Annotated in this window: 19 protein-coding genes, 1 tRNA gene and 1 pseudogene; 14 read left to right on the forward strand and 7 right to left on the reverse strand. The window is 66.7% G+C overall.

Features of this window, described 5'->3' with window-relative positions:
• Positions 1 to 14: 14 nt before the first annotated feature.
• The 3 genes from ACEN98_RS17705 to ACEN98_RS17715 all read left to right on the forward strand — a co-directional run bounded on the left by ACEN98_RS17705 (position 15) and on the right by ACEN98_RS17715 (position 4,860).
• Positions 15 to 1,994: a hypothetical protein gene (locus tag ACEN98_RS17705; protein WP_413386166.1), complete on the forward strand. Its 1,980-nt coding sequence runs from the start codon at positions 15 to 17 to the stop codon at positions 1,992 to 1,994.
• A gap of 116 nt (positions 1,995 to 2,110) precedes the next feature.
• Positions 2,111 to 3,724, forward strand: coding sequence for a bifunctional shikimate kinase/3-dehydroquinate synthase AroKB (aroKB, locus tag ACEN98_RS17710; RefSeq protein WP_413389054.1), 1,614 nt, complete (start codon positions 2,111 to 2,113; stop codon positions 3,722 to 3,724).
• Positions 3,721 to 4,860, forward strand: a complete 1,140-nt coding sequence (locus ACEN98_RS17715; protein WP_413386168.1) for a deoxyguanosinetriphosphate triphosphohydrolase — start codon at positions 3,721 to 3,723, stop codon at positions 4,858 to 4,860. Before aroKB ends, ACEN98_RS17715 begins: the two co-directional genes overlap by 4 nt.
• Positions 4,861 to 4,978: 118 nt before the next feature.
• Here the strand turns inward: ACEN98_RS17715 and ACEN98_RS17720 are convergent, their stop codons facing one another.
• The 4 genes from ACEN98_RS17720 to mutM form a co-directional block, all read right to left on the reverse strand.
• On the reverse strand, positions 4,979 to 5,347 hold the full coding sequence (locus ACEN98_RS17720) for a VOC family protein (protein WP_413386169.1): 369 nt from the start codon (positions 5,345 to 5,347) through the stop codon (positions 4,979 to 4,981).
• Between the two features lie 142 nt (positions 5,348 to 5,489).
• On the reverse strand, positions 5,490 to 6,599 hold the full coding sequence (gene mutY / locus ACEN98_RS17725) for an A/G-specific adenine glycosylase (protein ID WP_413386170.1): 1,110 nt from the start codon (positions 6,597 to 6,599) through the stop codon (positions 5,490 to 5,492).
• A gap of 3 nt (positions 6,600 to 6,602) precedes the next feature.
• A complete protein-coding gene (locus ACEN98_RS17730; protein ID WP_413386171.1) occupies positions 6,603 to 8,525 on the reverse strand; it encodes a dynamin family protein in 1,923 nt (640 codons plus the stop codon).
• A 37-nt stretch (positions 8,526 to 8,562) separates the two neighbouring features.
• Positions 8,563 to 9,396, reverse strand: a complete 834-nt coding sequence (gene mutM / locus ACEN98_RS17735; RefSeq protein WP_413386172.1) for a bifunctional DNA-formamidopyrimidine glycosylase/DNA-(apurinic or apyrimidinic site) lyase — start codon at positions 9,394 to 9,396, stop codon at positions 8,563 to 8,565.
• A gap of 200 nt (positions 9,397 to 9,596) precedes the next feature.
• Between mutM and ACEN98_RS17740 the strand changes: the two genes are divergently transcribed.
• The 6 genes from ACEN98_RS17740 (at position 9,597) to ACEN98_RS17765 (ending at position 15,083) form a co-directional block, all read left to right on the forward strand.
• On the forward strand, positions 9,597 to 11,384 hold the full coding sequence (locus ACEN98_RS17740) for a tetratricopeptide repeat protein (RefSeq protein ID WP_413386173.1): 1,788 nt from the start codon (positions 9,597 to 9,599) through the stop codon (positions 11,382 to 11,384).
• Between the two features lie 58 nt (positions 11,385 to 11,442).
• Entirely contained in the window at positions 11,443 to 12,057 is a 615-nt protein-coding gene (locus ACEN98_RS17745) for an outer membrane lipoprotein LolB (RefSeq protein ID WP_413386174.1), read from the forward strand.
• A gap of 1 nt (position 12,058) precedes the next feature.
• The gene (gene ispE, locus ACEN98_RS17750) at positions 12,059 to 12,958 is read left to right on the forward strand and encodes a 4-(cytidine 5'-diphospho)-2-C-methyl-D-erythritol kinase (RefSeq protein WP_413386175.1); all 900 of its coding nucleotides are present in this window, start codon (positions 12,059 to 12,061) and stop codon (positions 12,956 to 12,958) included.
• Positions 12,959 to 13,031: 73 nt separating this feature from the next.
• Positions 13,032 to 13,108: transfer RNA gene (locus ACEN98_RS17755), tRNA-Gln, on the forward strand.
• Between the two features lie 161 nt (positions 13,109 to 13,269).
• On the forward strand, positions 13,270 to 14,220 hold the full coding sequence (locus tag ACEN98_RS17760) for a ribose-phosphate pyrophosphokinase (RefSeq protein ID WP_056126570.1): 951 nt from the start codon (positions 13,270 to 13,272) through the stop codon (positions 14,218 to 14,220).
• A gap of 275 nt (positions 14,221 to 14,495) precedes the next feature.
• A complete protein-coding gene (locus tag ACEN98_RS17765; RefSeq protein WP_413338968.1) occupies positions 14,496 to 15,083 on the forward strand; it encodes a 50S ribosomal protein L25/general stress protein Ctc in 588 nt (195 codons plus the stop codon).
• A 57-nt stretch (positions 15,084 to 15,140) separates the two neighbouring features.
• On the opposite strand, the gene ACEN98_RS17770 is transcribed toward ACEN98_RS17765, so the two are convergent.
• Complete coding sequence (locus ACEN98_RS17770) at positions 15,141 to 16,625, reverse strand: HD domain-containing phosphohydrolase (protein WP_413386176.1); 1,485 nt, start codon at positions 16,623 to 16,625, stop codon at positions 15,141 to 15,143.
• A 144-nt stretch (positions 16,626 to 16,769) separates the two neighbouring features.
• On the opposite strand from ACEN98_RS17770, the gene ACEN98_RS17775 reads away from it, so the two are divergent.
• The gene (locus ACEN98_RS17775) at positions 16,770 to 17,555 is read left to right on the forward strand and encodes an alpha/beta fold hydrolase (protein ID WP_413386177.1); all 786 of its coding nucleotides are present in this window, start codon (positions 16,770 to 16,772) and stop codon (positions 17,553 to 17,555) included.
• A 79-nt stretch (positions 17,556 to 17,634) separates the two neighbouring features.
• On the forward strand, positions 17,635 to 18,219 hold the full coding sequence (pth, locus tag ACEN98_RS17780; RefSeq protein ID WP_413386178.1) for an aminoacyl-tRNA hydrolase: 585 nt from the start codon (positions 17,635 to 17,637) through the stop codon (positions 18,217 to 18,219).
• A gap of 78 nt (positions 18,220 to 18,297) precedes the next feature.
• Here pth and ACEN98_RS17785 read toward each other — a convergent pair whose 3' ends face one another.
• Positions 18,298 to 19,728, reverse strand: coding sequence for an HD domain-containing phosphohydrolase (locus ACEN98_RS17785; protein WP_413386179.1), 1,431 nt, complete (start codon positions 19,726 to 19,728; stop codon positions 18,298 to 18,300).
• A gap of 69 nt (positions 19,729 to 19,797) precedes the next feature.
• Here ACEN98_RS17785 and ACEN98_RS17790 point away from each other — a divergent pair, with 69 nt between their 5' ends.
• Positions 19,798 to 20,316: a GNAT family N-acetyltransferase gene (locus tag ACEN98_RS17790; protein ID WP_413386180.1), complete on the forward strand. Its 519-nt coding sequence runs from the start codon at positions 19,798 to 19,800 to the stop codon at positions 20,314 to 20,316.
• Positions 20,317 to 21,477: 1,161 nt separating this feature from the next.
• Here ACEN98_RS17790 and ACEN98_RS17795 read toward each other — a convergent pair.
• A pseudogene (locus tag ACEN98_RS17795) lies at positions 21,478 to 22,050 on the reverse strand (DUF3857 domain-containing protein); the annotation flags it as partial.
• Positions 22,051 to 22,157: 107 nt separating this feature from the next.
• Between ACEN98_RS17795 and ACEN98_RS17800 the strand changes: the two are divergent.
• Both ACEN98_RS17800 and ychF read left to right on the forward strand, forming a co-directional pair.
• Positions 22,158 to 23,255: a patatin-like phospholipase family protein gene (locus ACEN98_RS17800; RefSeq protein ID WP_413386181.1), complete on the forward strand. Its 1,098-nt coding sequence runs from the start codon at positions 22,158 to 22,160 to the stop codon at positions 23,253 to 23,255.
• 85 nt (positions 23,256 to 23,340) lie between these two features.
• Positions 23,341 to 24,432 (forward strand): redox-regulated ATPase YchF, encoded by a 1,092-nt coding sequence (ychF, locus tag ACEN98_RS17805; RefSeq protein WP_105378846.1) that lies wholly within the window; start codon positions 23,341 to 23,343, stop codon positions 24,430 to 24,432.
• Positions 24,433 to 24,435: the final 3 nt, after the last annotated feature.

A 24,435-nucleotide genomic window follows, 5' to 3' on the forward strand; every position in this document is an offset into this window, starting at 1 on the left:
ACAAGAACCCACACATGAACGACTTCAAGAACGATTCCACGGCGCGCCACGGCGTGCGCGTGGCCGGCCTGCTGATGGCCATGGTGCTGACCGCATGCGGCGGCGGCGGCGGCAATCCGGGCGCCGTGAGCGGCGGGACCGGCTCCGGTTCCGGCAGCACGGGGACCGGCGGCACCGGCGGTACCGGCGGCACGACGACCCCTGCGGCGCCCACCGTCTCCGTGGGCTTCACGAACGCGGCCGGCGCGTCGACCAATGCGCTCTCCGGCGCCACGCTGCTGACCGTCAATGCCACCGTGCTGGACGCGGACAAGAAGCCCGTGCCGAACGCGATCGTGACCTTCGCCACCGACAACACGCTGGCCGTGTTCTCGCCGACCGCCGCCACCGCGCTCACGGATGTCAACGGCGTCGCGAAGGTCAGCATGCGCGCCGCCAGCCTGGCCTCCGGCGGCGCGGGCACCGTGACCGCCACGTCGAGCGTCGCCGGCACGACCGTGAGCGGCACCGCGAACTATTCCGTCGGCGCCACCACGCTGACGTTCGGCACCCTGTCCGCCAGCCCGGCCAGCATCCAGGCCTACGGTTCGACCGTGCTGTCGGTCGACGTGCTGAACGGTTCCAGCAAGTACACGGACCAGCAGGTCAACGTCAGTTTCAGCTCCGCGTGCGTCACGGCCGGCAAGGCAACGCTGGCCGCGACCGTGCCGACCAATAACGGCACCGTGCAGACGGTCTACCGCGACAAGGGCTGCGCCAACAACGACATCATCACCGTGACGGCCGCCGGCATCGCCAAGTCGGCGTCGGCCACGCTGGCGATCGCGCCGCCGGCCGCCGCGTCGGTGCAGTTCGTGGGCGCCACGCCGACCACGCAATCGATCGTCGTGCGCGGCAACGGCGGCAACGGCCGCACCGAAACCGCGATCCTGACGTACAAGGTCGTCGACATCTTCGGCAATCCGCTGGCCGGCCAGCGCGTGGACTTCACGCCGGTGCCTGCGGGCGCCGACGTCGTCATCAACAAGGCCAGCGACACGACCGATGCCACCGGCAGCGTGGTCACGACGGTCAACTCGGGCGCGACCCCGACGTCGTTCCGCGTGCAGGCCACGCTGAAGGGCACCGGCACCAACGGCGGTCCGGACATCTCGACCCTGTCCGACTCGATCGTCGTGACGACCGGCCTGCCGGCGCAGCGCGGGTTCTCGCTGAGCTCGGGCTCGTTCAACGTCGAGGGCTGGAGCGTGGACAGCCCGTCCGCCACGACCGTGCAGGTGATGGTGGCCGACGCCTTCGGCAACCCGGTCCCGGACGGCACGCCGGTCGTGTTCCAGACGAACATGGGGGCCATCGGCTCGTCCGACAAAGGCGGCTGCAACACCGTCAACGGCGTCTGCTCGGTGGCGTTCCGCACCCAGGCGCCGCGCGTCGCGATCCCGGGCACGCCGGCCACGCCGTGCAACGCCGCCACGCCGGACGCGACCCGCCCCGGCCTGGCCACGATCTGCGCCAGCTCGACGGACGGCACGAATACCGTCTACACCCGGACCGCGATCTTCATGAGCGGCAGCGCCGTCAAATACGTCTACATGGACGCCAGCCCCACGCCGCTGGCGAGCGGCGAGATCGACCTGGGCACCTTGCCGTCCAGTGCGACCAAGAGCTTCCGGCTGCAGTTCAACGACGTGAACAACAACCCGATGCCGGCCAATTCCACGGTCGCGATCACGGGTATGCTCGGCGGCAACGCCGCGCCGGTGGTGCCCGCCACGGTGCCGAGCGTCGCGCCGCACACGAACAGCGCCGTCGACGATCCGACCGGCCTGACGGTGGGCAGCATCCCGCAGGGCTATACGCATTTGTTCAGCGTCGGCAGCACGAGCCCGACCAATTGCACGGGACCGTCCACGGCCAAGTTCAACGTCACGGTCACGACGCCCGCTGGCTCCGTAACCAGTATTCCGTTTAAACTGTCGTTCACCTGCCCATAAGTTTTCTTAAGGGATGCCCAATTGCAACAAAGCGGCCAGGGATGTCCTGGCCGTTTTTATTTGAACGCGTACACGTGTCTGACTGTAAGAACAACAACATCTTCCTCGTCGGCCTGATGGGGGCCGGCAAGACCACCATCGGCCGCCTGCTGGCGCGGCGCCTGGACATGACCTTCATCGATTCCGACCACGAGATCGAGGCGCGCACGGGCGCCACGATTCCGTGGATCTTCGAGATCGAGGGCGAGGCCAGCTTCCGCCGCCGCGAAGCCGACGTGATCCGCGAACTCACCGCGCAGAACGGCATCGTGCTGGCGACCGGCGGCGGCGCCGTGCTGAACCCGGCCAGCCGCGCGCTGCTGGCGGAGCGGGGCACCGTGATCTACCTGCGCGCGAGCGTCTCCAGCATCCTCGCGCGCACGGCGCATGACAAGAACCGCCCGCTGCTGCAGACGGCCGACCCGCGCAGGAAGCTGGAAGACCTGACCGCGCAGCGCGAGCCGCTGTACCGCGAGATCGCCGACATGGTCATCGACACGGGCCGACCTAACGTACAATCGATGGTTCAGACAATCCTGGACCAGCTCGACGCGGACAACGCCGCACGCGAGCAGGCCAACGCAAAGACGACAATGAACGAACAGGCATGCATCTCTCTTAACGTCGAGCTGGGCGACCGCAGCTATCCGATCGCGATCGGACGCGGCCTGCTGGACGATTCTTCTTTACTCAACCGACACATCGGCGGCAGCGGCAAGGTGGCCATCGTCACCAACACCACCGTCGCCCCGCTGTACCTGGACAAGGTCGCGGGCCCCCTCCGGGCGGTCGGCCGCGAGGTCGTGCCCATCATCCTGCGCGACGGCGAAGAGTTCAAGAACTGGGAGAGCCTGAACGAGGTGTTCGACGCGCTGCTGGCCAACAAGTGCGACCGCAAGACGACCCTCGTGGCGCTGGGCGGCGGCGTGATCGGCGACATGACCGGTTTCGCGGCCGCGACCTACATGCGCGGCGTGCCGTTCGTGCAGATCCCGACCACCTTGCTCGCGCAGGTCGATTCCTCGGTCGGCGGCAAGACGGGCATCAACCACCCGCTGGGCAAGAACATGATCGGCGCGTTCTATCAGCCGCGCGCCGTGATCGCCGACACCGCCACGCTCGACACCCTGCCGGACCGCGAGCTGTCGGCCGGCCTGGCGGAAGTCATCAAGCACGGCGCCATCCTCGACGCCCCGTTCTTCGACTGGATCGAGGCGAACATCGGGAAACTGGTGGCGCGCGACCACGCGGCCCTCGCGCACGCGATCGCGCGCTCGTGCGAGATCAAGGCCGACGTCGTCGCCCGCGACGAGCGCGAAGGCGGCCTGCGCGCGGTGCTGAACTTCGGCCACACGTTCGGCCACGCCATCGAGGCGGGCCTGGGCTATGGCGCGTGGCTGCACGGCGAGGCCGTCGGCTGCGGCATGGTGATGGCGGCCGACCTGTCGCGCCGTTTGAACCTCATCGACGACGCCGCGCTCGAGCGCGTGCGCGCGCTCGTGAAGGCGGCCGGGCTGCCGGTCGTCGCGCCGGACCTGGGCATCGAGCGCTGGATCGAGCTGATGGAAGTCGACAAGAAGAACGAGGGCGGCGCCATCAAGTTCATCCTCCTGAAACCGCTGGGCAGCCCGAGCATCACGAATGCGCCGCGCGAACTGCTCGACGCCACGTTGCAGGCCTGCTCGTCATGATCGACTTCGACGCCCACCTGGCTCCCTACGCGGCGCAGTCGTCGAAGAGCCGTGGGCGTCGTCATCCGGAACCGTCGCCCGGCTCGCGCAGCGAATTCCAGCGCGACCGCGATCGCATCATCCACTCGACCGCGTTCCGCCGGCTCGAGTATAAAACCCAGGTCTTCCTGAATCACGAGGGAGATTTATTCCGCACCCGCCTCACGCACTCGATCGAAGTCGCGCAGATCGGGCGCACGCTGGCACGCAGCCTGCGCCTGAACGAAGACCTCGTCGAAGCGACCGCGCTCGCGCACGACCTTGGCCACACCCCCTTCGGCCACGTCGGCCAGGACGTGCTGAACGACTGCATGAAGGACTACGGCGGCTTCGAGCACAACCTGCAAAGCCTGCGCGTCGTCGACCATCTCGAGGAACACTACGGCGCCTTCGATGGCCTGAACCTCACGTTCGAGACGCGCGAAGGCATCCTGAAACACTGCTCGCTGACGAACGCGCGCCAGCTGGGAGAACTGGGCCAGCGCTTCATCGACAGGACGCAACCGAGCCTGGAAGCGCAGCTGACGAACCTGGCCGACGAAATCGCGTACAACAACCACGACATCGACGACGGCCTGCGTTCGGGCCTGCTGACGATGAAGCAGATGGAAGAGGTGGATTTGTTCGCGCGCCTGCACCGCGAGGTCGTGCGGCAGTACCCGGGCCTGCAGGGACGGCGCGAGCTGTACGAGACGATCCGTTTGATGATCACGGCGATGACGGCCGACCTGGCCGCGACGTCGGCCGAGCTGCTGGCGGACGCTTCGCCGCAGAGCATCGAGGACGTGCGTGCCGGTCCGCCTTTGATCCGCTTCTCCCGGAAGATGCGCGAGGAGACGACGGCACTGAAGCGCTTCCTGCACGCGAACCTGTACCGCCACTACCAGGTGAACCGCATGCGCGTGAAGGCGAGTCGCATCGTGCACGAGCTGTTCGACGCCTTCATGACCGATCCCGTGCTGCTGCCGCCGGACTACCAGGTGGCGTCCGGCGACACCATGAAACAGGCGCGCAAGATCGCGGATTACATCGCCGGGATGACGGATCGGTATGCGATCAAGGAACACCGGCGCATTTATTCCTTGGATACCTTCTGAACATCCGTCGTTCCCGGCACTGCCGGAAACGACTTCCCGCGCAGGCGGGAACCCAATTTCTACGCGTCTCCGCTCCGCAAACTTGGGCCCCCGCCTTCGCGGGGGCGACGGTGGTATGTCACTCGCCGCGCGCGAACACGCGCAGCCGGTGTCCATCCGGATCGGCCGCGGTGAACGTGTAGCCGAAATCCACCTTGGCCGGGGCCTGCAGGATACGCAGGCCGGCGTCGCGCCACTTGCCGTGCAGCGCATCGACTTGCGCGTCGTCGGGCACGCGGAACGCGAGCTCGCTGCCGCAGCCGTGGAAGTCGGCGGCCGGCACCGCATCGGACTTCGCCCACAGGCCCAGCATGCGGCCATTCTCCAGCGGGAACAGCACGAACGTGGGCGAGCTCTCGACGTGCTGCGCGTCCAGCAGCTTGCCATACAGGCGTGCGCTGGCGTGCGGATCGGCGACGTAGAGGATGGTATAGGTCGGGGTCAGCATGGTGTTCTCCTTCATTGGTTGACAGTGCGGCCAGTCTAGGCCGGACCACTGTCAATTCCTGTCAGGAGACAACCGGGGTCAGAGCCCGAATTTGGGCAAAAGCCTAGTGCCAATTTCCAAAAATCGGGCTCTGACCCCGGTGTTAGCTGAACAGCGATGGGGCCGCCAGTTGCCCCAGCAGCTTCTTGATCGGCGCCGGCAGCGGGGCGTCCGCGATGGTCGCCAGGTCCCACCACACGTGGCCCGGCGGCGCCTCGCCGCGCGCCTGAAGGCCGATCCGGTAGGGCTGGATGTGCAGGCGGTAGTGCGTGAAGCCGTGTACCAGCGGCAGCAGCGGTTCGACCTCGGCCACCGTGCCGAACTCGCCGGCGGCGCCGGCCAGCGTCGTCGGCGACACATCGTCCGCCTCGTCCAGCGCCACGTGGCCATCGTATTCCGGCAGCGACAGCAGGCCGCCCCAGATGCCGGAATCCGGCCGCTGCTGCAGCAGCACCTGGCCGTTGTCGACGACGGCCAGCATCAGCGCGCGCCGCTCCCGCGTCGCCTTCTTCGGCTTCGGCACGGGCAGCACCGAGGTGCGGTCGGTCGCGAATGCCACGCAGCGGTCGCGCAGCGGGCAGCGGTCGCAGTCCGGTTTGCCGCGCGTGCACAGTGTGGCGCCCAGGTCCATCAGGCCCTGCGTGTACGCCTCGATGCCGTCGCCTTCCGGCAGCAGCGCGTCGGCGCGGCGCCACAGCGCGTCTTCCACCGGCTTGATGCCCGGGTATTCGTCGATGCCGAACACGCGCGCGAACACGCGCTTGACGTTGCCGTCCAAAATCGCGGCGCGCGCGCCGGCGGAAAACGCGGCGATGGCGGCAGCCGTCGAGCGGCCGATGCCGGGCAGGTCGGCCAGCAGTGCCGGGTCGCTCGGGAACACGCCGCCGTAGTCGGCAACGACGCGCCTGGCGCACGCGTGCAGGTTGCGCGCCCGCGTGTAGTAACCGAGGCCGCTCCAGTGCGTCATCACGTCTTCCGCCGGCGCGGCGGCGAGGTCGTGCACGGTCGGGAAGCGCTCGAGGAAGCGCGCGTAATAGGCCAGCACCGCCGTCACCTGCGTCTGCTGCAGCATGATCTCGGAGAGCCAGATGCGGTACGCGTCGCGCGTGTTCTGCCAGGGCAGGGCGTGGCGGCCGTGGGCGCGCTGCCAGTCGATGACGGCGCGCGAGAAGCTGGGGTCGGACAGGATTTCGGTGTCGGTGCTGCGTTTCATCTATCAAGCTGCTCGCAATTCGGGCAGGTCGGCGCGCAAGGCGTCCGCGACGACGCCGGATAAATTCACCAGCCGCGCCTTGACCTGCTCCAGGTCGTGTTGGGCCGCCTCGAAGGCGGCGATTTTCTGTTCCAGGCTGTCGGTGGCTTCCAGGATGCGCTGGATCGATGCCTGGCGGTGGCGCAGCTGGTCGCGGTGCTGGCGGATCTGCGCTTCGAGCGGCGCCATGACCACCTTCAGCCACGCCTCGGCGTCGCCGTTCGCTTCGCGGAACGCGAATTTGATGCGCGACGCGATCGTGTCGAAGAAGCGTTCGAGCAGGGTGCCGCGGCTCGTGATGAGCAGGGTCGCCGTGCCGAACTGCTTCACGTAGATCGCTTCGATGGCGTCGATCTCGCGGCGGTAGCGTTCCAGCGACAGCGCGGCCGGCAGCGCCAGCGCGAGTCCGTGCTCGGTGGAGAAGCGCCGCACCATCGTCTCCATCATCGCCGCGATCTCGGCGATTTTTGCTTGCGCCGCAGCCAGGCATGCGCGCGCCTGGTCGAAGAAGGCGCGCACCGGCGCGCGCATGCCCGTCGAAAAGCGCGCAGCTTCCATCGCGGCGCGCACGGCGTCGACATGGTCCTGCACGACGTCCATGCCGATGGTCGAGTACAGCTCCGTCGACAAGGTCGTGAACACGGCGCGCGTGCCCTGCAGCTTGAACAGGCTGGCGTCAAACTCCTTCTTCTCCATCTCGACACGGCGCACCATGTGGGCGATCACTCCCTGGTTCTTGCCGCGCAGGCTTTGCAGTTCCTGCAGTTGCTCGACGAGGTCGCGCCCGCGCGCGGCCAGCAGCGCGGACTGGGCGCCCGTCAACGTCGCGAGATCCTCCTGCAGCTGGCGGCGCAGGATGTCCTGGCGCGCCGGGATCAGTTCATGGAACAGCGCCGATTCCAGCGCGCCCACGCGGCTCCGTTCGAACAGTCCGAGATCGCCCGTGATCTTGCCGACGAGGGCCTTTTGCGCGGACACCGGGAACACCTGCGCATCCGCCACGCCCAGCAGGCGCGCGGCGTCGTGCTGCTGGCGCGCGATGGCGGCGTCGTTGTCGTGCGGCCTGCGCAACTCGTCCCACAATGCGTCGATCTTGTTCAGCACGACGATGCGTCCCGGCCCGGCGTTGATATGGGTGCGCCAGACGTCGATGTCGCTCTTCGTGACGCCCGTCTCGGCGGCCAGGATGAACAGCACGGCGTGCGCGTTCGGGATCAGGTTCAGCGTCAGCTCCGGCTCCGTGCCGATCGCATTCAGGCCCGGCGTGTCGAGGATCACGAGGCCCTGCTGGAGCAGCGGATGCGGCACATTGATCAGCGCATGGCGCCAGCGCGGGATCTCCACGAGGCCGTCCGCGCCCAGGGTCGCCGCGAGGTCGGGATCGTCGGGATCGTACAGGCCGTAGCGCTGCGCTTCGTCCGGCGCGACGCGGCGCGTGAGGCTCACCTGCAGGAAGGTCTCGTGCATGCGCTCCGGCGCGGACAGGTCCAGCGGCAGCACGGTCCACGCATCCGGCACGTCGCGATAGTCGCCCGTCGCGAGGCGCTCGGCGCGGGTCTCGATCGGGAGCAGGCGGATGCAGGGGACGAGCGCCGGCTCCCAGGCGAATTCGGTCGGGCACATCGTCGTGCGGCCGGGGCTCGACGGCACGATGCGCTGGCCGTAGTCGGCAAAGAAGATGGCGTTGATCAGTTCGGATTTACCGCGCGAGAATTCGGCCACGAACGCGACCGACAGGCGGTCGTCGCGCAGCCGTGCGAGCGCACGCGCGACGCGCTGTTCCGCCGCCCCGTCCAGCAGCTCGGCCCCCTGGGCCCAGCCGCGATACGCATCCAGCGCCTGGGCGACCTGCGCGCGCCAGTGCGCGTACTGTTGCAAATCCTGCATATAGGTGTCCCGCGTGTCCCGTGCCTCGTCGATGACCTTACCGCTGGCAGACCGCGCAGTAGAACGTGGACCGCTGGCCCTGCTTGATCTGGCGGACCGGCGTGCCACAGTTGCGGCAAGGAACTCCTGCACGATCATAGACGAAATATGTCTGCTGGAAATAGCCCGATTGACCATTTACGGCAATAAAGTCACGCAGCGTGCTGCCACCTTGCACGATGGCGGCGGCGAGGATGTCGCGGATCGCTTCGGCGAGCTTGTCGTAGCGGGCGCGGCTGATCTTGCCGGCGGCCGTCTTCGGGTTGATGCCGGCGCGGAACAGGCTCTCGCACGCATAGATATTGCCGACCCCGACGACGATGTCGCCCGCGAGCAGCACCTGCTTGATCGGGGCGCTGCGGTTTCTCGTCGCCTGGTGGAGCAGGGCGCCGGAGAACTTGTCTTCGAGCGGTTCCACGCCCAGGCCGCGCAGCAGCACGTGCTGTTCCAGCTCGCCGTCGTCGTGGCCGTGCCAGAGGACGGCGCCGAAGCGGCGCGGGTCGTGCAGGCGCAGCACCCGCCGGCCTTCCGGGCCGCGCACGACGAGGTCGAAGTGGTCGTGCTTTTTCAATTCGACCCCTTCCGGCAGCACGCGCAAATGACCGGACATGCCCAGGTGGACGATCAAGGTGCCATGTTCGAATGTCAGCAGCAGGTATTTGCCGCGCCGGCCGGTGCCGAGGATGCGGCGGCCCGCGAGCAGCTCGCGCAGATTCGGGGGAAAGGGCCAGCGCAGGCCGTCGCGGCGCGGCACGACGTCTTCGACGATGCGGTCTTCCAGGTGAGGTGCAACCCCCCGCCGGGTGACTTCCACTTCTGGTAATTCAGGCATGTATGGTCTCGCTTAAAAATGTCCAGTGCGGTGTTGCAGCTCCTTGCCGTGCTACAGCACTGTCTGCGTCGCTGCGCCTTGCCCTGAACATGTTGAAGCGATCCTTTGAAATGATCGGAATGTAAATTCGTGTTGCAGCGGCGCACGCGGGGCGGGTGCATGGCGTAGAATCGGACAATCTCGATGACGTGGGACTTGCCTTGAAAAACGCTTTCGCCATTGTAACCCTCTCCGCACTGCTGTCGGCCTGCGCTGTGGCTCCCAAGCAGCAGCAACCGGCCCAGGACCTGTCCGACCAGCCGCTCGCCGCCGCCGAAGCCCGGGACCATCCCGACCAGGCCAAGGAAGGCGAACAGGCCGAAAAACTTCCCAACGTCGAGATGACCCCGGCCATGATGAGTCAGCTCATGCAGGCCGAGATGGCCTACAAGAACGGGGACTGGCAGGGACCGTACCTGACGATGATGAGCCTGGCCCAGCAGACGAAGGACCCGCGCCTCGCCAAGCGCGCCGCCGAGATGGCGCTGTCCGCCAAGCAGGCCGACGACGCGCTCGCCGCCGTGAAACTGTGGCGCCAGTACGCACCGGACTCCGAAGAGGCCAGCCAGTACTATCTGGGGTTGGTCATCCTCTCCGACAACCTCGGCGAGGCCGAAAATATCTTGAAACAGCGTCTGGCGGACGCGACCCCGGCCGCGCGCGGCCTCGTCATGTTCCAGATGCAGCAATTGCTGCTGCGTGCCAAGGACAAGGAAGCGGCCAGCGCCATGCTCGAGCGCCTCGTCGCGCCGTACGGCAACCTGATGGAAACGCACGTCGTGCTGGCCCAGGCCGCGCTGGCGCGCAACGACAAGGCGGCCGCCAGGCGCGAGGCGCAAACGGCCCTGCAACTGAAGCCCGATTCCGAGATCGCCGCGCTGACCGCGGCCCAGGTGAGCGAGGACGAAGGCGGCGCCATCAAGGTGCTGAAGGATTTCCTCGCCGCCCACCCGGAGGCGCGCGAAGTGCGTTCCGCGTATGCGCGCCTGCTCGTCAACGAAAAGCAGTACGAGGCCGCGCGCCAGGAATTCCTCACGCTGGATAAAGCCCAGCCCGACAATCCGGGCACCTTGTACGCGCTCGGCATCCTGTCGATGCAGATGAACGACCGCACGGCCGCCGAAAAATATTTCAGCCGCTTCGTGGACCTGATGGACAAGGCGCCGGAAGACGAGCGCGACCCGTCGAAGGCCGTGATGATCCTGTCGCAGATCGCCGAGGAACGGGGCGATTACAAGGCCGCGGCCGACTGGCTCGATCGGCTCGACACCGAGGATCCGAAGGTCCAGTTCGGGGCCGAGCTGCGCCGCGCCCAGCTGACCGCGAAGCAGGGCGACGTCGCCGGCGCGCGCAAGCTGCTGGGCACCCTGAAGACGGACGACAAGACGGAGCAGGCGCAGATCGTCCTCGTCGAAGCGCAAATCCTGCGCGACGCGGGCCAGGCCAAGGACGCGTTCAAGCTGATGGAGCAGGGCGTCAAGCGCTTCCCGGACAATACGGACTTCCTGTACGACTATGCCCTGATGGCCGAAAAGATGGGCAAGACGGCCGTGATGGAAAAGGCGCTGCGGAAAGTGATCGCCAAGTCGCCGGACAATATGCAGGCTTATAACGCGCTCGGCTATTCGCTGGCCGACCGCAACATCCGCCTGAAGGAAGCCTATCGACTGATCTCCAAGGCCCTGAAAATGGCGCCGGGCGACCCGTTCATCCTCGACAGCATGGGCTGGGTGAACTATCGCCTTGGCAAGCTGGACGAGGCCGAGGCCCACTTGCGCAAGGCCTATGAGGTGCGCAACGATCCGGAAATCGCCGTCCACCTGGGCGAAGTGCTGTGGAAGAAGGGCCAGAAGGACGATGCCCGCAAGCTATGGCGCGAGGCGCAGGCCAAGGATCCGAAGAATGACGCGTTGAAGAGCACACTGGCGCGCCTGCACCAGACTCTGTGAAATAATGACAATCGACGGACGCTGCGGCGTCCGTCGGTTCATTCGACTTGCTGACTTCATGCCGATGCATTCACTTTCCCGATTCGTTATCGCCGCCGCCTGCGTCGCGGCCCTGGCCGGCTGCGCCACCACCGCCAACGTCCCGCTGGCCAACCCGACCGCCCAGGTGGGCGCCTACCGCGACACCATCGACCTGAACGGCCGCCTGGCCGCGAACTACCAGAAGGATGGCCAGCCGCAATCGATCAACGGCAATTTCACGTGGGCGCAGCGCCCCGGCCGCATCGATGTCTCCCTGTTCTCGCCGCTGGGCCAGACCGTCGCCGAGATCACGGTCACGCCCGAGACCGCGACGTTGAAACAGTCCGGCCGCGCACCGCGCGTGGAAAAAGACATCGACACGCTGACGGCGAAGTCCCTCGGCTGGACCCTGCCCGTGAGCGGCCTGCGCGACTGGCTGCAGGGCTATGCCGTCGACGCGAGCGGCAAGCGTTTCACGGCGTCGCCCGCGCACGACAGCGTCGTCACGAACGACGGCTGGCGCCTGCGTTTCGTGGAATGGCAGAACGGCCCGGGCGGCGCCCCGATGCCGCGCCGCATCGATGCCGAGCGCAGCACGACGGCCGTCGGCGATGCGCTGACGATCCGCATCGTCATCGATCCGGTGGCGTGACATGGCCCCGACGTCTCTGCACAACTGTCCCGCGCCGGCCAAGCTGAACCTGTTCCTGCACGTCGTGGGCCGCCGGTCGGACGGCTACCACCTGCTGCAATCCGTGTTCCAACTCATCGACCGCAGCGACACGCTGCACTTCGATGTACGGAGCGACGAGCGCATCGTGCGCACGACGGATGTGCCCGGCGTGCCGGAAGAGCAGGACCTGATCGTCCGCGCCCTGCGCGCGCTGCAGGCGGAATACCAGCGCCGCCACGGGCGCCTGCCGCCCGGCATCGACGTCGCCGTCGAGAAATGCCTGCCGATGGGCGGCGGACTCGGCGGTGGCTCGTCCGACGCGGCCACGGCGCTGATGGCGGCCAATCATCTATGGCAGGCCGGCCTGACGGATGCCGAGCTGATTGCGCTGGGCCTGCCGCTGGGCGCGGACATCCCGTTTTTCCTGTTCGGCGAGACGGCATTCGCCGAAGGCGTGGGGGAGGCATTGCAGGCCGTGCCGGGGCCGGATTGCTGGTATGTGGTCATCGAGCCGGGCGTGTCCGTTCCCACCGTTGCAATTTTTACGGCCCCCGATTTGACAAGAAACACGAAAGCCATCACAATATCGGACTTTTCCAGACGACATGTCGAATCGAATGATTTGATTGGCTTCGGAAAAAATGATTTGCAGGACGTGGCAGCCCGCTTGTTCCCGCCGGTAGCAGAGGCGATCGAATGGTTGGGTGGTTACGGAGCGGCCAGGATGACTGGTTCGGGCTCGTGCGTGTTTTGCGCATTTTCCACAGAGCAGGAAGCTGAACGGGTACTGAAGCATGTGCCGGCTCGGTGGAGAGCGTGGAAAGCGAAAGCGCTGCAGCGACATCCGATGAAATCGCTCTTGCAAATCAACGAGTTGTAGAATAAAATTCTGCCTGTCGACGCATTCGACGATATAATAATCGAGTGCAGCGGCAAGCTGTAAGTTTCAGTGTAGGGGAATCGCCAAGCTGGTTAAGGCACCGGATTTTGATTCCGGCATACCAAGGTTCGAATCCTTGTTCCCCTGCCAAAGTTTCTTTGCCTGAGCTGATGATGACACGTGCTCCAGCAGGCAGATAAAAATGGAGCCGCCAATGAGCGGCTCATTTTTTTTTGTGGTTCAGCGTTAATCATCCGACGATTAGCGACTTTTCAAGTTTCTTTCAACGCTCTTACATCTCTGGGACTCCCATGGCTTACGAAAACCTGATGGTTTTTACCGGCAATGCCAATCCGGCGCTAGCAGAAGGGGTCGCAAAAAACCTCGGCATTCCTCTCGGCAAAGCCGTAGTTTCGAAGTTCTCCGACGGCGAAGTCATGGTCGAAATCAACGAGAACGTTCGCGGCAAGGACGTCTTCGTTCTGCAATCGACCTGCGCTCCCACTAACGACAGCCTGATGGAAATCATGCTGATGGTCGACGCTCTCAAGCGCGCATCGGCTGGCCGCATCACCGCGGCGATTCCGTACTTCGGCTATGCCCGCCAGGACCGCCGTCCGCGTTCCGCGCGTGTCGCGATCTCGGCGAAAGTCGTCGCGAACATGCTGCAGGAAGCCGGCGTCGAGCGCGTCCTGATCATGGACCTGCACGCCGACCAGATCCAGGGCTTCTTCGACATCCCGGTCGACAACATCTACGCATCGCCGCTGCTGCTGGGTGACCTGCAGAAGCGCAACTACGACGACCTGCTCGTCGTGTCGCCGGACGTCGGCGGCGTGGTGCGTGCCCGTGCCCTGGCCAAGCGCCTCGGCTGCGACCTGGCGATCATCGACAAGCGCCGCCCGAAGGCGAACGTGTCGGAAGTCATGAACATCATCGGTGAAGTCGAAGGCCGCAACTGCGTGATCATGGACGACATGGTCGACACCGCAGGCACGCTGACCAAGGCCGCCGAAGTCCTCAAGGAGCGTGGCGCGAAGAAAGTCGTCGCGTACTGCACGCACCCGGTCCTGTCCGGCCCGGCGATCGAGCGTATCGCGAACTCGCCGCTGGATGAACTGGTCGTCACCGACACGATCCCGCTGAGCCCGGCTGCCCAGGCTTGCGGCAAGATCCGCCAGCTGACCTGCGCACCGCTGCTGGCCGAAACGTTCAAGCGTATCGTCAAGGGCGACTCGGTCATCTCGCTGTTCGTCGATTAATTTCGCGGTATGCATGGTGGGCACGGGGTGCCCACCCTACGATTCGTTATCGTCGTAGGGTGGGCTCCCCGAGCCCACAAAACGCATGAATGACCCGTAAAACACGGCGCGCAAGGCAAAGATGCTGGCGCGCCGTTGGCGCATCAAGCTGTACCGAATTTCTTGAGCGTGCGCGAGTGCGCTCTTTACCGATGTCCCTGGTCGCGGGGACATCACAACCCGGGCAACCGGGCCGGCACGCGCCGGCATTCGGGCCCACACTTTGGAGTAACACCATGAAAGTAGTCGCATTTGCACGTACTCAGCAGGGGACCGGAGCGAGCCGCCGCCTGCGCAACGCCGGCCAGACCCCGGGCATCATCTACGGTGGCGCCGCTGCCCCGGAACTGATCGCCCTGGACGGCAACGCGTTGTTCCACGCGCTCAAGAAAGAAGCTTTCCACGGTTCGATCCTGGATCTGGAACTGGACGGCAAGACGCAGAAAGTCCTGCTGCGTGACTTCCAGATGCACGCATACAAGCAACTGGTCCTGCACGCTGACTTCCAGCGCGTCGACGCTTCGCAGCCGATCCACGCCAAGGTCGCCCTGCACTTCGTCAACGCCGAGATCTCGCCGGCAGTCAAGCTGAGCGGCGCCATCGTGTCGCACGTGCTGAACGAACTGGACGTGTCCTGCCTGCCGGGCCAACTGCCGGAATTCATCACCGTCGACCTGTCGAAGCTGGAAGCCGGCCAGTCGATCCACGTGTCGCAGCTGGCCCTGCCGGAAGGCGTGACCATCGTTGCTCACGGCAAGGACCAGACCGTCGCCACCTCGTCGATCCCGCGCGGTGCCGCTACGGCCGAAGCCGCTGCCGAGTAATTTTTACTCAGCATCACAAAACCCGCCGCGACGCGAGTCCGGCGGGTTTTTTGTTTTTCAGATCAGTCCCAGGGTGAGCGCCTTGAGCGTGGCCGCGGCCCGCGTCGAGCACGCCAGCTTGCGGAATATGCTTTCCACGTGCGTGCGCACGGTTGACGGGCTGATCTGCATGACCCGCGCCGCTTCCTTGTTGCTTTCGCCCAGGCTGATGCGGCGCAGGACTTCGATTTCGCGATCGGACAGCAGGCTCTTGCGCGCCGGTGCCGCTGGGGCAGGGACGCCGGCCGCCGGGACGCCGGCCGCCGGAACGCCGGCCGCCGGGACGCCGGCCGCCGGAACGCCGGCCGCTTCAATAACGTGGCGTATGGCATCGGCATCGAAGCTTTGTGTTTGCCCGGCCAGCACGCGCGCAGCCTCATCTTGTGAATACGCCGGACGCCAGGGCCGCGGCATGCACAGCGCCACGTACGCGCACGCGGCCGCGAGCAGGCGGTGCGGCATGCCGAGCCCATCGGCATCCAGGTTGCGGAAATAGCCGCTGCCGTCCAGCCGTTCGTAGGCGTGCGACGCCAGTGCGGCTTCAAGACGCAGGGTCGGGATCTGGACGCCGGCCCGCGCGGTCCAGTACGGCACGAGCCGGATCTTTTCCCAGTCGGCGGCGCTGAGTTTTCCCTCCCGTTCCCAGATCGTGTTCGATACCGCCGCGCGGCCCATGCCGTGGATGAGGGCGGCGCGGCCGAGACTTTGCTGCTGGGCCGGCGACAGGTCCGCGCGCGCGGCGGCCGCTTCCACCAGCTCGGCCACGCGGCGCGAGTAACCCGCGAGCCACGGCAGCTTCAACTCCATCATGTCGGCCACGATGGACAGCGGCACGTGCCGCGCCAGCAGCGGGTCGACGGCCGCCGGCGCCGGCGTGTCCAGCTCGTCCAGCCACGCCTGCGCGTGCCCGGCAAGCAGGCGCGCGAGCGGCGCCGGGTACTTGCGGCCGGCCATCCGGGCAATCATCTGCAGCGCCTCGGGCAGGCCATGCGTCCGCGCGAGGATCTCGAGGTCGCCGGCCAGGCTCGTGTAGAAGACGACGGTCGGAATGGCCGATCCGCGCAACCGTTCCGGCAGGCCATTGCCATCGTAATGCTCCCAGACGTGACGCAGCCCGGCCTCGACTTCCGCCGGCAGGCCCAGCAGGCCGGCGATGTCGCCCGACACCTCGCAGTGGATGCGTGCCAGCGGCGTCACGCTCTGGACCGTCAGCGGATTGTCCGCGGGCAGCGTCTGCGTGAGCATGGCGTCGCGGCCGCCGACGTCGTCGCCGAGCAGGGTCGCGAAGCCGGACGCGTTCGCCGTGCAGCCGGACCAGCGCAGCAGGGCGACGAGTCGCGCATGGCAGCAGGTGTCAAGCGTAGCGCCGTCGGCCTGCGCGAGGCGCGCCGCGAGTCGTGCCGCGCGGATGGAGCCATCGGTCGGCTGGCCCATGGACAGGTCGCCGACAAGGGCCAGGGCCTGGACGGCGTCTTCGACGGAGACGGTGTTGTCGATTTGCATCCCGGTACTGTAACGACGATGACGTGCGGCGGCAAGGTCGGGGTCGGTCGATCGACCGATACCGCGGTTCGGTCCGTCTCTCTACACTGGCTTCCATCGACACCCCAACAACGAACCACCTACTGACCAACTAAGGGAGCCATCATGAAAGCATCGATCAACACCGTCCTCCGCAACGTCGCCGCCGCTGCCGCCGCCGCCATCGCCGCCGCCGGCACCGGTTTCGCCCACGCCGCCACCGCCGCCGAGCAACCGTCCGTCGTCATCGTCCACGGCGCATTCGCCGACGGCTCCGACTGGGCCAAAGTGATCCCGCTGCTGCAGGCCAAGGGCGTCAAGGTCACGGCCGTGCAGAACAGCCTGGCGTCGCTGGCCGACGACGTCGCCGCCACCAGGCGCGCGATCGACAACCAGCCGGGCAAGGTCGTGCTCGTCGGCCACTCGTGGGGCGGTACCGTGATCACGGAAGCGGGCGCGGGCGACAAAGTGGCCAGCCTCGTCTACGTCGCGGCCTTCGCGCCGGATGCCGGCCAGGCTACCGCCGACCTCGGCAAGGACCTGCCGCCGGCACCGGGCATCACCAAGCTGACGGTCGACAAGTTCGGCTTCGCCAGCCTGTCGCCTGCCGTGCTGAAAGAGAATTTCGCCCAGGACGTGCCCGCCGATCACGCCGCCGTGATGGCCGCCACCCAGGGCCCGATCGCAGTGAAAGCGTTCGGCGAGAAGACGACGGTCGCCGCCTGGAAAAACCACCCGAGCTGGTACATCGTCAGCAAGAACGACCGCATGATCCAGCCGGACCTGGAGCGCCGCTTCGCGAAGGCCATCGGCGCGAAGACGACCGAGCTGCCGACCAGCCACGTGCCGCAGCAGTCGCGTCCGGCGGACGTCGCCAAGGTGATCCTGGACGCGGTCGCCGCGAGCAAATAAGCGCTCAATGATCGTTCACGCGGCCGCGCCGGCCGCGTTTTACGTGATAATCGAGCTTTACGCTCGATTTTCACGTTTTATGCACATTCGCCTGATCGTCGGCCTCGGCAACCCCGGCCCGGAATACGAACAAACCCGTCACAATGCCGGCTTCTGGCTCGTCGACAACCTCGCCAACTCCTTGCCCGGCTGCCACCTGCAGCGCGAATCGCGCTTCAACGCCATGGTCGCCAAGACATCGATCTCAGGCAAGGACGTCTGGCTGCTCGAGCCGCTGACCTTCATGAACCGCTCCGGCCAGTCGGTGGGGGGCCTGGCACGCTTCTTCAAGATCGGACCGGAAGAGATCCTCGTCGTGCACGACGAACTCGACCTGCCACCGGGCGCCGCCAAGCTCAAGCGCGGTGGTTCCTCGGGCGGCCACAACGGCCTGAAGGACATCACGGCCGCGCTCGGCACCCAGGATTACTGGCGCCTGCGCCTGGGCATCGGCCATCCGCGCACGCTGAATTTGCAGCAGGCCGTGGCCGACTTCGTGCTGCATCGCCCGCGCCGCGAAGAGCAGACCCTGATCGAGGAAGCCATCGATAAAAGCCTGCGCATTATCCCGATGGTATGCGAAGGCAAGATGAGCGCTGCGACGATGCAGCTGCACACGGACTGACGTTGCCGCAAACCGGGGTCAGAGCCCGAAATTTGGAAATTGCTCAAAATCGGGCTCTGACCCCGGTGTTCACGAGTCTCAGATTAGCCCGCGCGCCAGCGCCTTCAACGTGGCCGCGGGGCGTGAGCCCGATTCCAGCTTCTGAAAGATATTGTCGACGTGCATGCGGACGCTCGCCGGCGTGATGCGCATGGCGCGGGCCGCCTCGCGGCTCGTTTCGCCCCGGCTGATGTGGCGCAGCACTTCGAGTTCCCGATCGGACAGCAGGCGGTCGCGCACGGGCGGCCGTTGTGCGGGGCCGCGGGCCGCCGCGAGGACGGCCTCGACAGCCTGGCGGTCGAAGCGTCCGGCCGCCGCCTGTGCCGTCATCAACGTGGACGCGGCCGCCTCGCCATGCGCGGGCCGCCATGGCCGCGTCGAGCATAGCGAGACGAACGCGGCGGCCGCGCCGAGCAGCCGTTCCTGCATGCCTAACGCTTCGCCGCGCGCCTTGCGGAAATAACCGCTGCCGTCGAGGCGCTCGTAGATGAAGGACGCGAGCGTGGCCTCGTGCTGGATCGCGGGTATCTGCGTGCCCGCGCGCGCCGTCCAGAACGGCACCTTGCGCACCTGGTCCCAGTCATCCGCATCGAGCTTGCCCGGCCGCTCCCACACGACGTTCGGTATCGCTACCTTGCCGATGCCGTGCAGCAGCGCGGCCCGCACCAGCGGACTTTCTTCGAGTGCCATCATGCCGGCCAGCGACGCACTGCGCCGCGCCAGCGCGGCCACGCGGCGCGAATAGCCCGTGAGCCACGGCAGCTTCAGTTCGATGACGTCGGCCACGATGGACAACGGCACGCGCCGGTCGTGGCCGGGATAATCGGCCGCGCAGGACGGTTCTTCCAGCATGCCCAGCCAGTCCTGCGCATGCGGCGACAGTCTCTGCACGAACGTCGCCGGATATTTCACGCCGGCGCGTTCGCCGATCAGGCGCAAGGCGCCGTCCGTCCCATGCGCGGGCGCCAGCACTTCCAGGTCGCCGGCCAGGCGCACATAGAACACGGCGCGCGGGATGTTCGGGGCGAACAGCACGTCCTGCATGTCGCCGCGGTGGTGGCTGCCGAACAGGTGGCGCAGGCTGTTCTCGACGTCTCCCGGCAACCCGAGCAGCACGGCGATATCGCCCGCCACCTCGCACTGCATTTGCGCCAGCGGCATCACGTTGGCGAACGTGAGGCCGGCGTGGCCGGACAACGTCCGCGTCACCATCGCATGGCGGCCCCTGACGTCGTCGCCCAGCAGGTGCGCGAATCCGGCCGCCGTCGCCGTGCTGCCCGACCAGCGCAGCAGCGCCACCATTCTCGTGCTCGTGCAGGCATCGGCACCGTCGCCGTTTTCTTCCGCCAGCCGGGCGGCAAGCCGCGCCGTGCGGATGGAGTGATCCGGCGACAGGCCCATGGACAGGTCGCCGACCATGGCCAGCACCTGCACGGCGTCTTCGACGGTAATGGTTTCATCGGGTTGCATGGCACTAATGTAACGGCCATTGCCTTGGCGTACAAGGCGCGCGACAGTTCACTGTGCTAGGCTGCCGCCATGAAGATCAGTATCCGCCGCTACCGTCTGGACGACCGCAAGGCCGTGCTGGCGGCCTTTCGCTCCAATGTGCCGGCTCACTTCCCGGCATCGGAGGAATCATGGCTGCGTTCCGCGCTGGACGACCCGGACGGTCCGCTGTTCGTCGTGGTCGAGGCGGGCGAGATCGTCGGCTTCGGTGGCTACGAATTGTCCGAGTTCTACGACCTCGGCACGCTCGTGTTCGGCCTCGTGCGGGCCGACCGCCACGGCACGGGCATCGGCCGCGCGCTGCTGGCCTATCGCCTGCTGCACATGGCCGGACGCAAGCTGCGGCCCCGCTACGTGACGGTCGATACGCATCCGCACACGGCCGGCTTTTTCAAACGCTGCGGCTTCATCGAGATCGCCCGCTGGCCCGGCGGCTACCGTTCGGGACGGGATCGCGTCGACCTGCGCTTCGATCTCACGGACGAGGCCGTGGCCAGGCTGCACGCGTGCGGGTGGCGCGAGGCGTTTGCGCGTGATGGCACTGTCTGAGCGCCCGGGTTTGATCTTTGCATCGGTCGCGACGGCGACCCGGCTGCGCAGGTCGCGCCGGATGCGTTCCAGCGCCGGTTGCATGGCACGGGCATCGATCGGCGAGCAGGTCGCACGGCCGTGGCGGAATGTGAGGCGGCGCTTGACCAGCACGCCGTCGCTCTCGCGCACATACGTCGCGCGATAGAAGATGCCCCCAGTAATCACGCTGGCCGGCGCCGGAAGCGACGTGAGCCGCAGGCCCGGCGGCAGGCGCAGGCGGGTCTCGTCCTCCGCGTCGATGGCCGGGCAGACGAAGTCGTGGTGCCGGTCGCGTTCCTGCGTCAGGCCTGCCACGGCGGCGTCCACGACGCTCCAGGCGCGGTGGCTGGTTGCCAGCGTCCGTCCCGTGCGCAAGGCGCCAACATTGTCGGTGCCGGACAGCGTCAGCGTGTCGTCATCGCCGCCCTGTTTCACGTCGCGCAGGTTGGTTCGTGCGGCATGCTCGCGCCCGCCTGCCGCGACATCGCGCGCCATCGCGCGCAAGGGCTCGGCCAGCGCGCCGGACATGGCCCGGTCCACGTTGAAGCTGACGTGTCCGTCATGATCGACGTCGACCGTGGCCACCGCGCGGACCTTCTGCGGCTGCAGCACCGGCGTCATCGCGAACGTGCCGCTCCTGATCAACAGCACGGGTTTGCCCAGCAACGCAGGCGGCAAATAGCCGGCCTGGACGGATGCCGCCGCCGGGTCGACGAACAGGTCCAGCGCCGGTACGTACAGGATCATGTGGTCGAGGACGGCCAGCACGGGCGCGTCCGGCAGCCGGTAGGCGTTGCCGCCGTTGACGAGGGCCGGCGTACTGTCGATGCCGATGGCGGCCAGCATGGCTTGCAGCCGCGTGGCGTGGTCCTTGTCGTCGCCGCGGCGGACGTTGTTCCGCACCCAGTCCGACAGGGCCAGCACGCGGGCGCGCGTGTCGGGCAGTTCGTCCGCCAGCCGGTGCGCCAGTGCCGCGAGGGCGGGAGCGGGCAGCGCCTTGCCGGCCGCGGCGTCGCGTACGGCGGCGGCGAGCGCCGGGTAGTCGGCGAAGGTGGACACGGCCAGGCGGTGGCCGTCGTCGAGCACGCTGACGGCGCCAGCCTCGCCATGCCCATCGGCCTCGTTCACGTAGCGCCACTGGTAGCGCCGCCGGCCCGGGGGACTGTCGGCCGGTACCGGCACGAAGCCGACGGCATCCGCGTGTAGCGGCAGGGTGGACGGCATGTCGTAGATCACGGTGGTGTTCCGGTGGAATTGAAAAGGCATGACCGCCACGTCTTCGAAGTGGCCGGGCAACGGCGGTATGCGGCGGCGCATGACGTAGTGCACGACCAGCTGGTCGCCCAGCGCCGCATCGGGGAACACGATGGTTCTCGCGTGCGCGTCCGGCTGATCGTGGATGGCGTTCTGCGGCACCGGAATGCGCCGCCCGCCGGGCTTTTGCGTGTATGCGTCCAGCGATACGAGGTCGTCTTGCGCCCTGTCGTAGCGGATGGCGAACCGGCCCTGGTCCCGCAGGGCACGTAACCCGGCGATGGTGCGGACGTCGTCCACGGCAAGCCGGTACGTGCCGTCCTGCTCGACGACATAGTGCCGGACATGGCGCTCGACGATGGCGGAGGAATCGCTGTCCGTGCCGGCGCGCGCATGGCCGAACGGCGCCAGCAGTGTGACGATCATCAGCATTAGCAGGGCACAATATCTACTGGTCATGCGGGCTCCACATGCTCAAGTCGGAAGGGCGACCGGACCATGTTACGGAGGGCGATCCGTTGACCCTTGAGCCTACGCAATCGTGCTCTTCCTGCGATAATTCCGCGATGAGCGCACTGACTTTCCACGCGGGCCCGCTGGCCCTGGCCCGGATCCGCACGCACGGCTTGCGCGCGGAAGACGTCGCCGTCGTGCCTGCCGCGGCGGGCGGGCCGAAGGGTCTCGTGTTCCGCGCCCTCGACCAGTGGGTGTTCGGCGAGTGGTTCCCGCGCGCGCCGCGCGAGCGCGTGCTGATCGGCTCGTCGATCGGCGCCTGGCGCATGGCGGCCGCCTGCCAGCGCGATCCGGTGCAAGCGTTCGCGCGCCTGGGCGAGCTCTACAGTGGCCAGCGCTATACGAGCACGAAGCCGTCGCAGGAACAGATCGACGCCGTCGTGCAGGGCCTGCTGAACGAATTCGTGCGCGGCCACGAGGACGACATCGTCAATCACCCGCACCACCGCCTGCACGTGCTGACGGTGCGCGGCAAGCGCGCCCTCGCGGCGCCCGGCCACCGTCACGCCGAGATGCGCGGATTCGCCGCGGCGGCGCTGCACAACCTCTTTTCGCGCGACAAGCTGGCGCACCTGATGGACCGCGTCGTGCTCGGCGACCGCCGTGCGAACACGCCCTGGCTGCGCGACCGCTTCGACAGCTTCGCCACGCATTTCGCCCCGCTCACGCCGGACAACCTGACAGCCGGCCTGCTGGCCTCGGGCACCCTCCCGATGCTGATGAAGCCGGTGCGCGACATCGCCGGCGCGCCGCCCGGCCACTACTGGGACGGCGGCATCATCGATTACAACCTGGCGCTGCCGTACGCCCGGGTGGCGGCGCAGGCGCCCGGCGACATCGTGCTGTATCCCCATTTCTCAGAGCACATCGTGCCGGGCTGGCTGGACAAGGCGCTGCCATGGCGCCGCGCCGCCCGCGGACCGAACCGCGGCTGGCTGGACAATGTATTGATCGTGGCGCCGAGCCATGCGTTTCTTGCCAAGATGCCGCGCGGAAAAATCATCGATCGCAGCGATTTCAAGTTTTATGGGCTGGATCACGATGCCCGCATCCGTGCGTGGCGCTTGGCGATGGACGAGGGCGAGCGGCTGCGGGATGCCTTCACGGCATTTGTGAACAAGCCCGATATTGCACGGATTCGTCCGCTTTAAACGACGTAATCGGGCCTGTTTGCGGTCTTTGCAGGCAAGCGGAGGTACAATACGAGGTTTCGTAATTCGACCCTGAAAGCTTCCCATGAGTCTCAAATGCGGCATCGTCGGCCTGCCCAACGTCGGCAAGTCCACCCTGTTCAACGCCCTGACCAAGGCCGGCATCCCGGCTGAAAACTATCCGTTCTGCACCATCGAGCCGAACGTCGGCGTCGTCGAGGTGCCGGATCCGCGCATCGACCAGCTGTCGGCCATCGTCAAGCCGGAGCGTGTCGTCAAAGCCATCGTCGAGTTCGTCGACATCGCAGGCCTCGTGGCCGGCGCGTCGAAGGGCGAGGGCCTGGGCAACCAGTTCCTGTCGCACATCCGCGAGACGGACGCCATCGTCAACGTCGTGCGCTGCTTCGAAGACCCGAACGTCATCCACGTGGCCGGCAAGGTCAGCCCGATCGACGACATCGAAGTCATCCAGACCGAGCTGGCGCTGGCCGACATGGGTACCGCCGAGAAAGCCCTGCACCGCGAGCAGAAGAAGGCGCGCGCCGGTGACAAGGATGCGATCAAGCTGGTGGCGATCCTGGAAAAGCTGCTGCCGCACCTGAACGAAGGCCAGCCCGCGCGCACGCTGGGCCTGGACGCCGACCAGCTGGAACTGATTAAGCCGCTGTGCCTGATCACGGCGAAACCGGCCATGTTCGTGGCCAACGTCTCCGAGAGTGGCTTCAAGGACAATCCGCTGCTGGACCTGCTGACGGAATTCGCCAACAAGCAGAACGCGCCGATCGTCGCGATCTCCGCCGCCATCGAATCGGAAATCGCCAACCTGGACGACGCCGACAAGCTGGAATTCCTGGCCGACCTCGGCATGGAAGAGCCGGGCCTCGACCGCCTGATCCGCGCCGCTTTTAAACTGCTGGGCCTGCAGACGTATTTCACGGCCGGCGTGAAGGAAGTGCGCGCCTGGACCGTCCCGATCGGCGCCACCGCCCCGCAGGCGGCCGGCGTGATCCACACGGACTTCGAACGCGGCTTCATCCGTGCGCAGACCATTTCCTTCGACGACTACATCACCTACAAGGGTGAAGCGGGCGCCAAGGAAGCGGGCAAGATGCGTGCGGAAGGCAAGGAATACATCGTCAAGGATGGGGATGTGTTGAACTTCCTGTTCAACGTTTGAGTG

This window comes from Massilia sp. CT11-137, assembly GCF_047302885.1.
Taxonomy (GTDB): Bacteria; Pseudomonadota; Gammaproteobacteria; order Burkholderiales; family Burkholderiaceae_D; genus Telluria; species Telluria orientalis.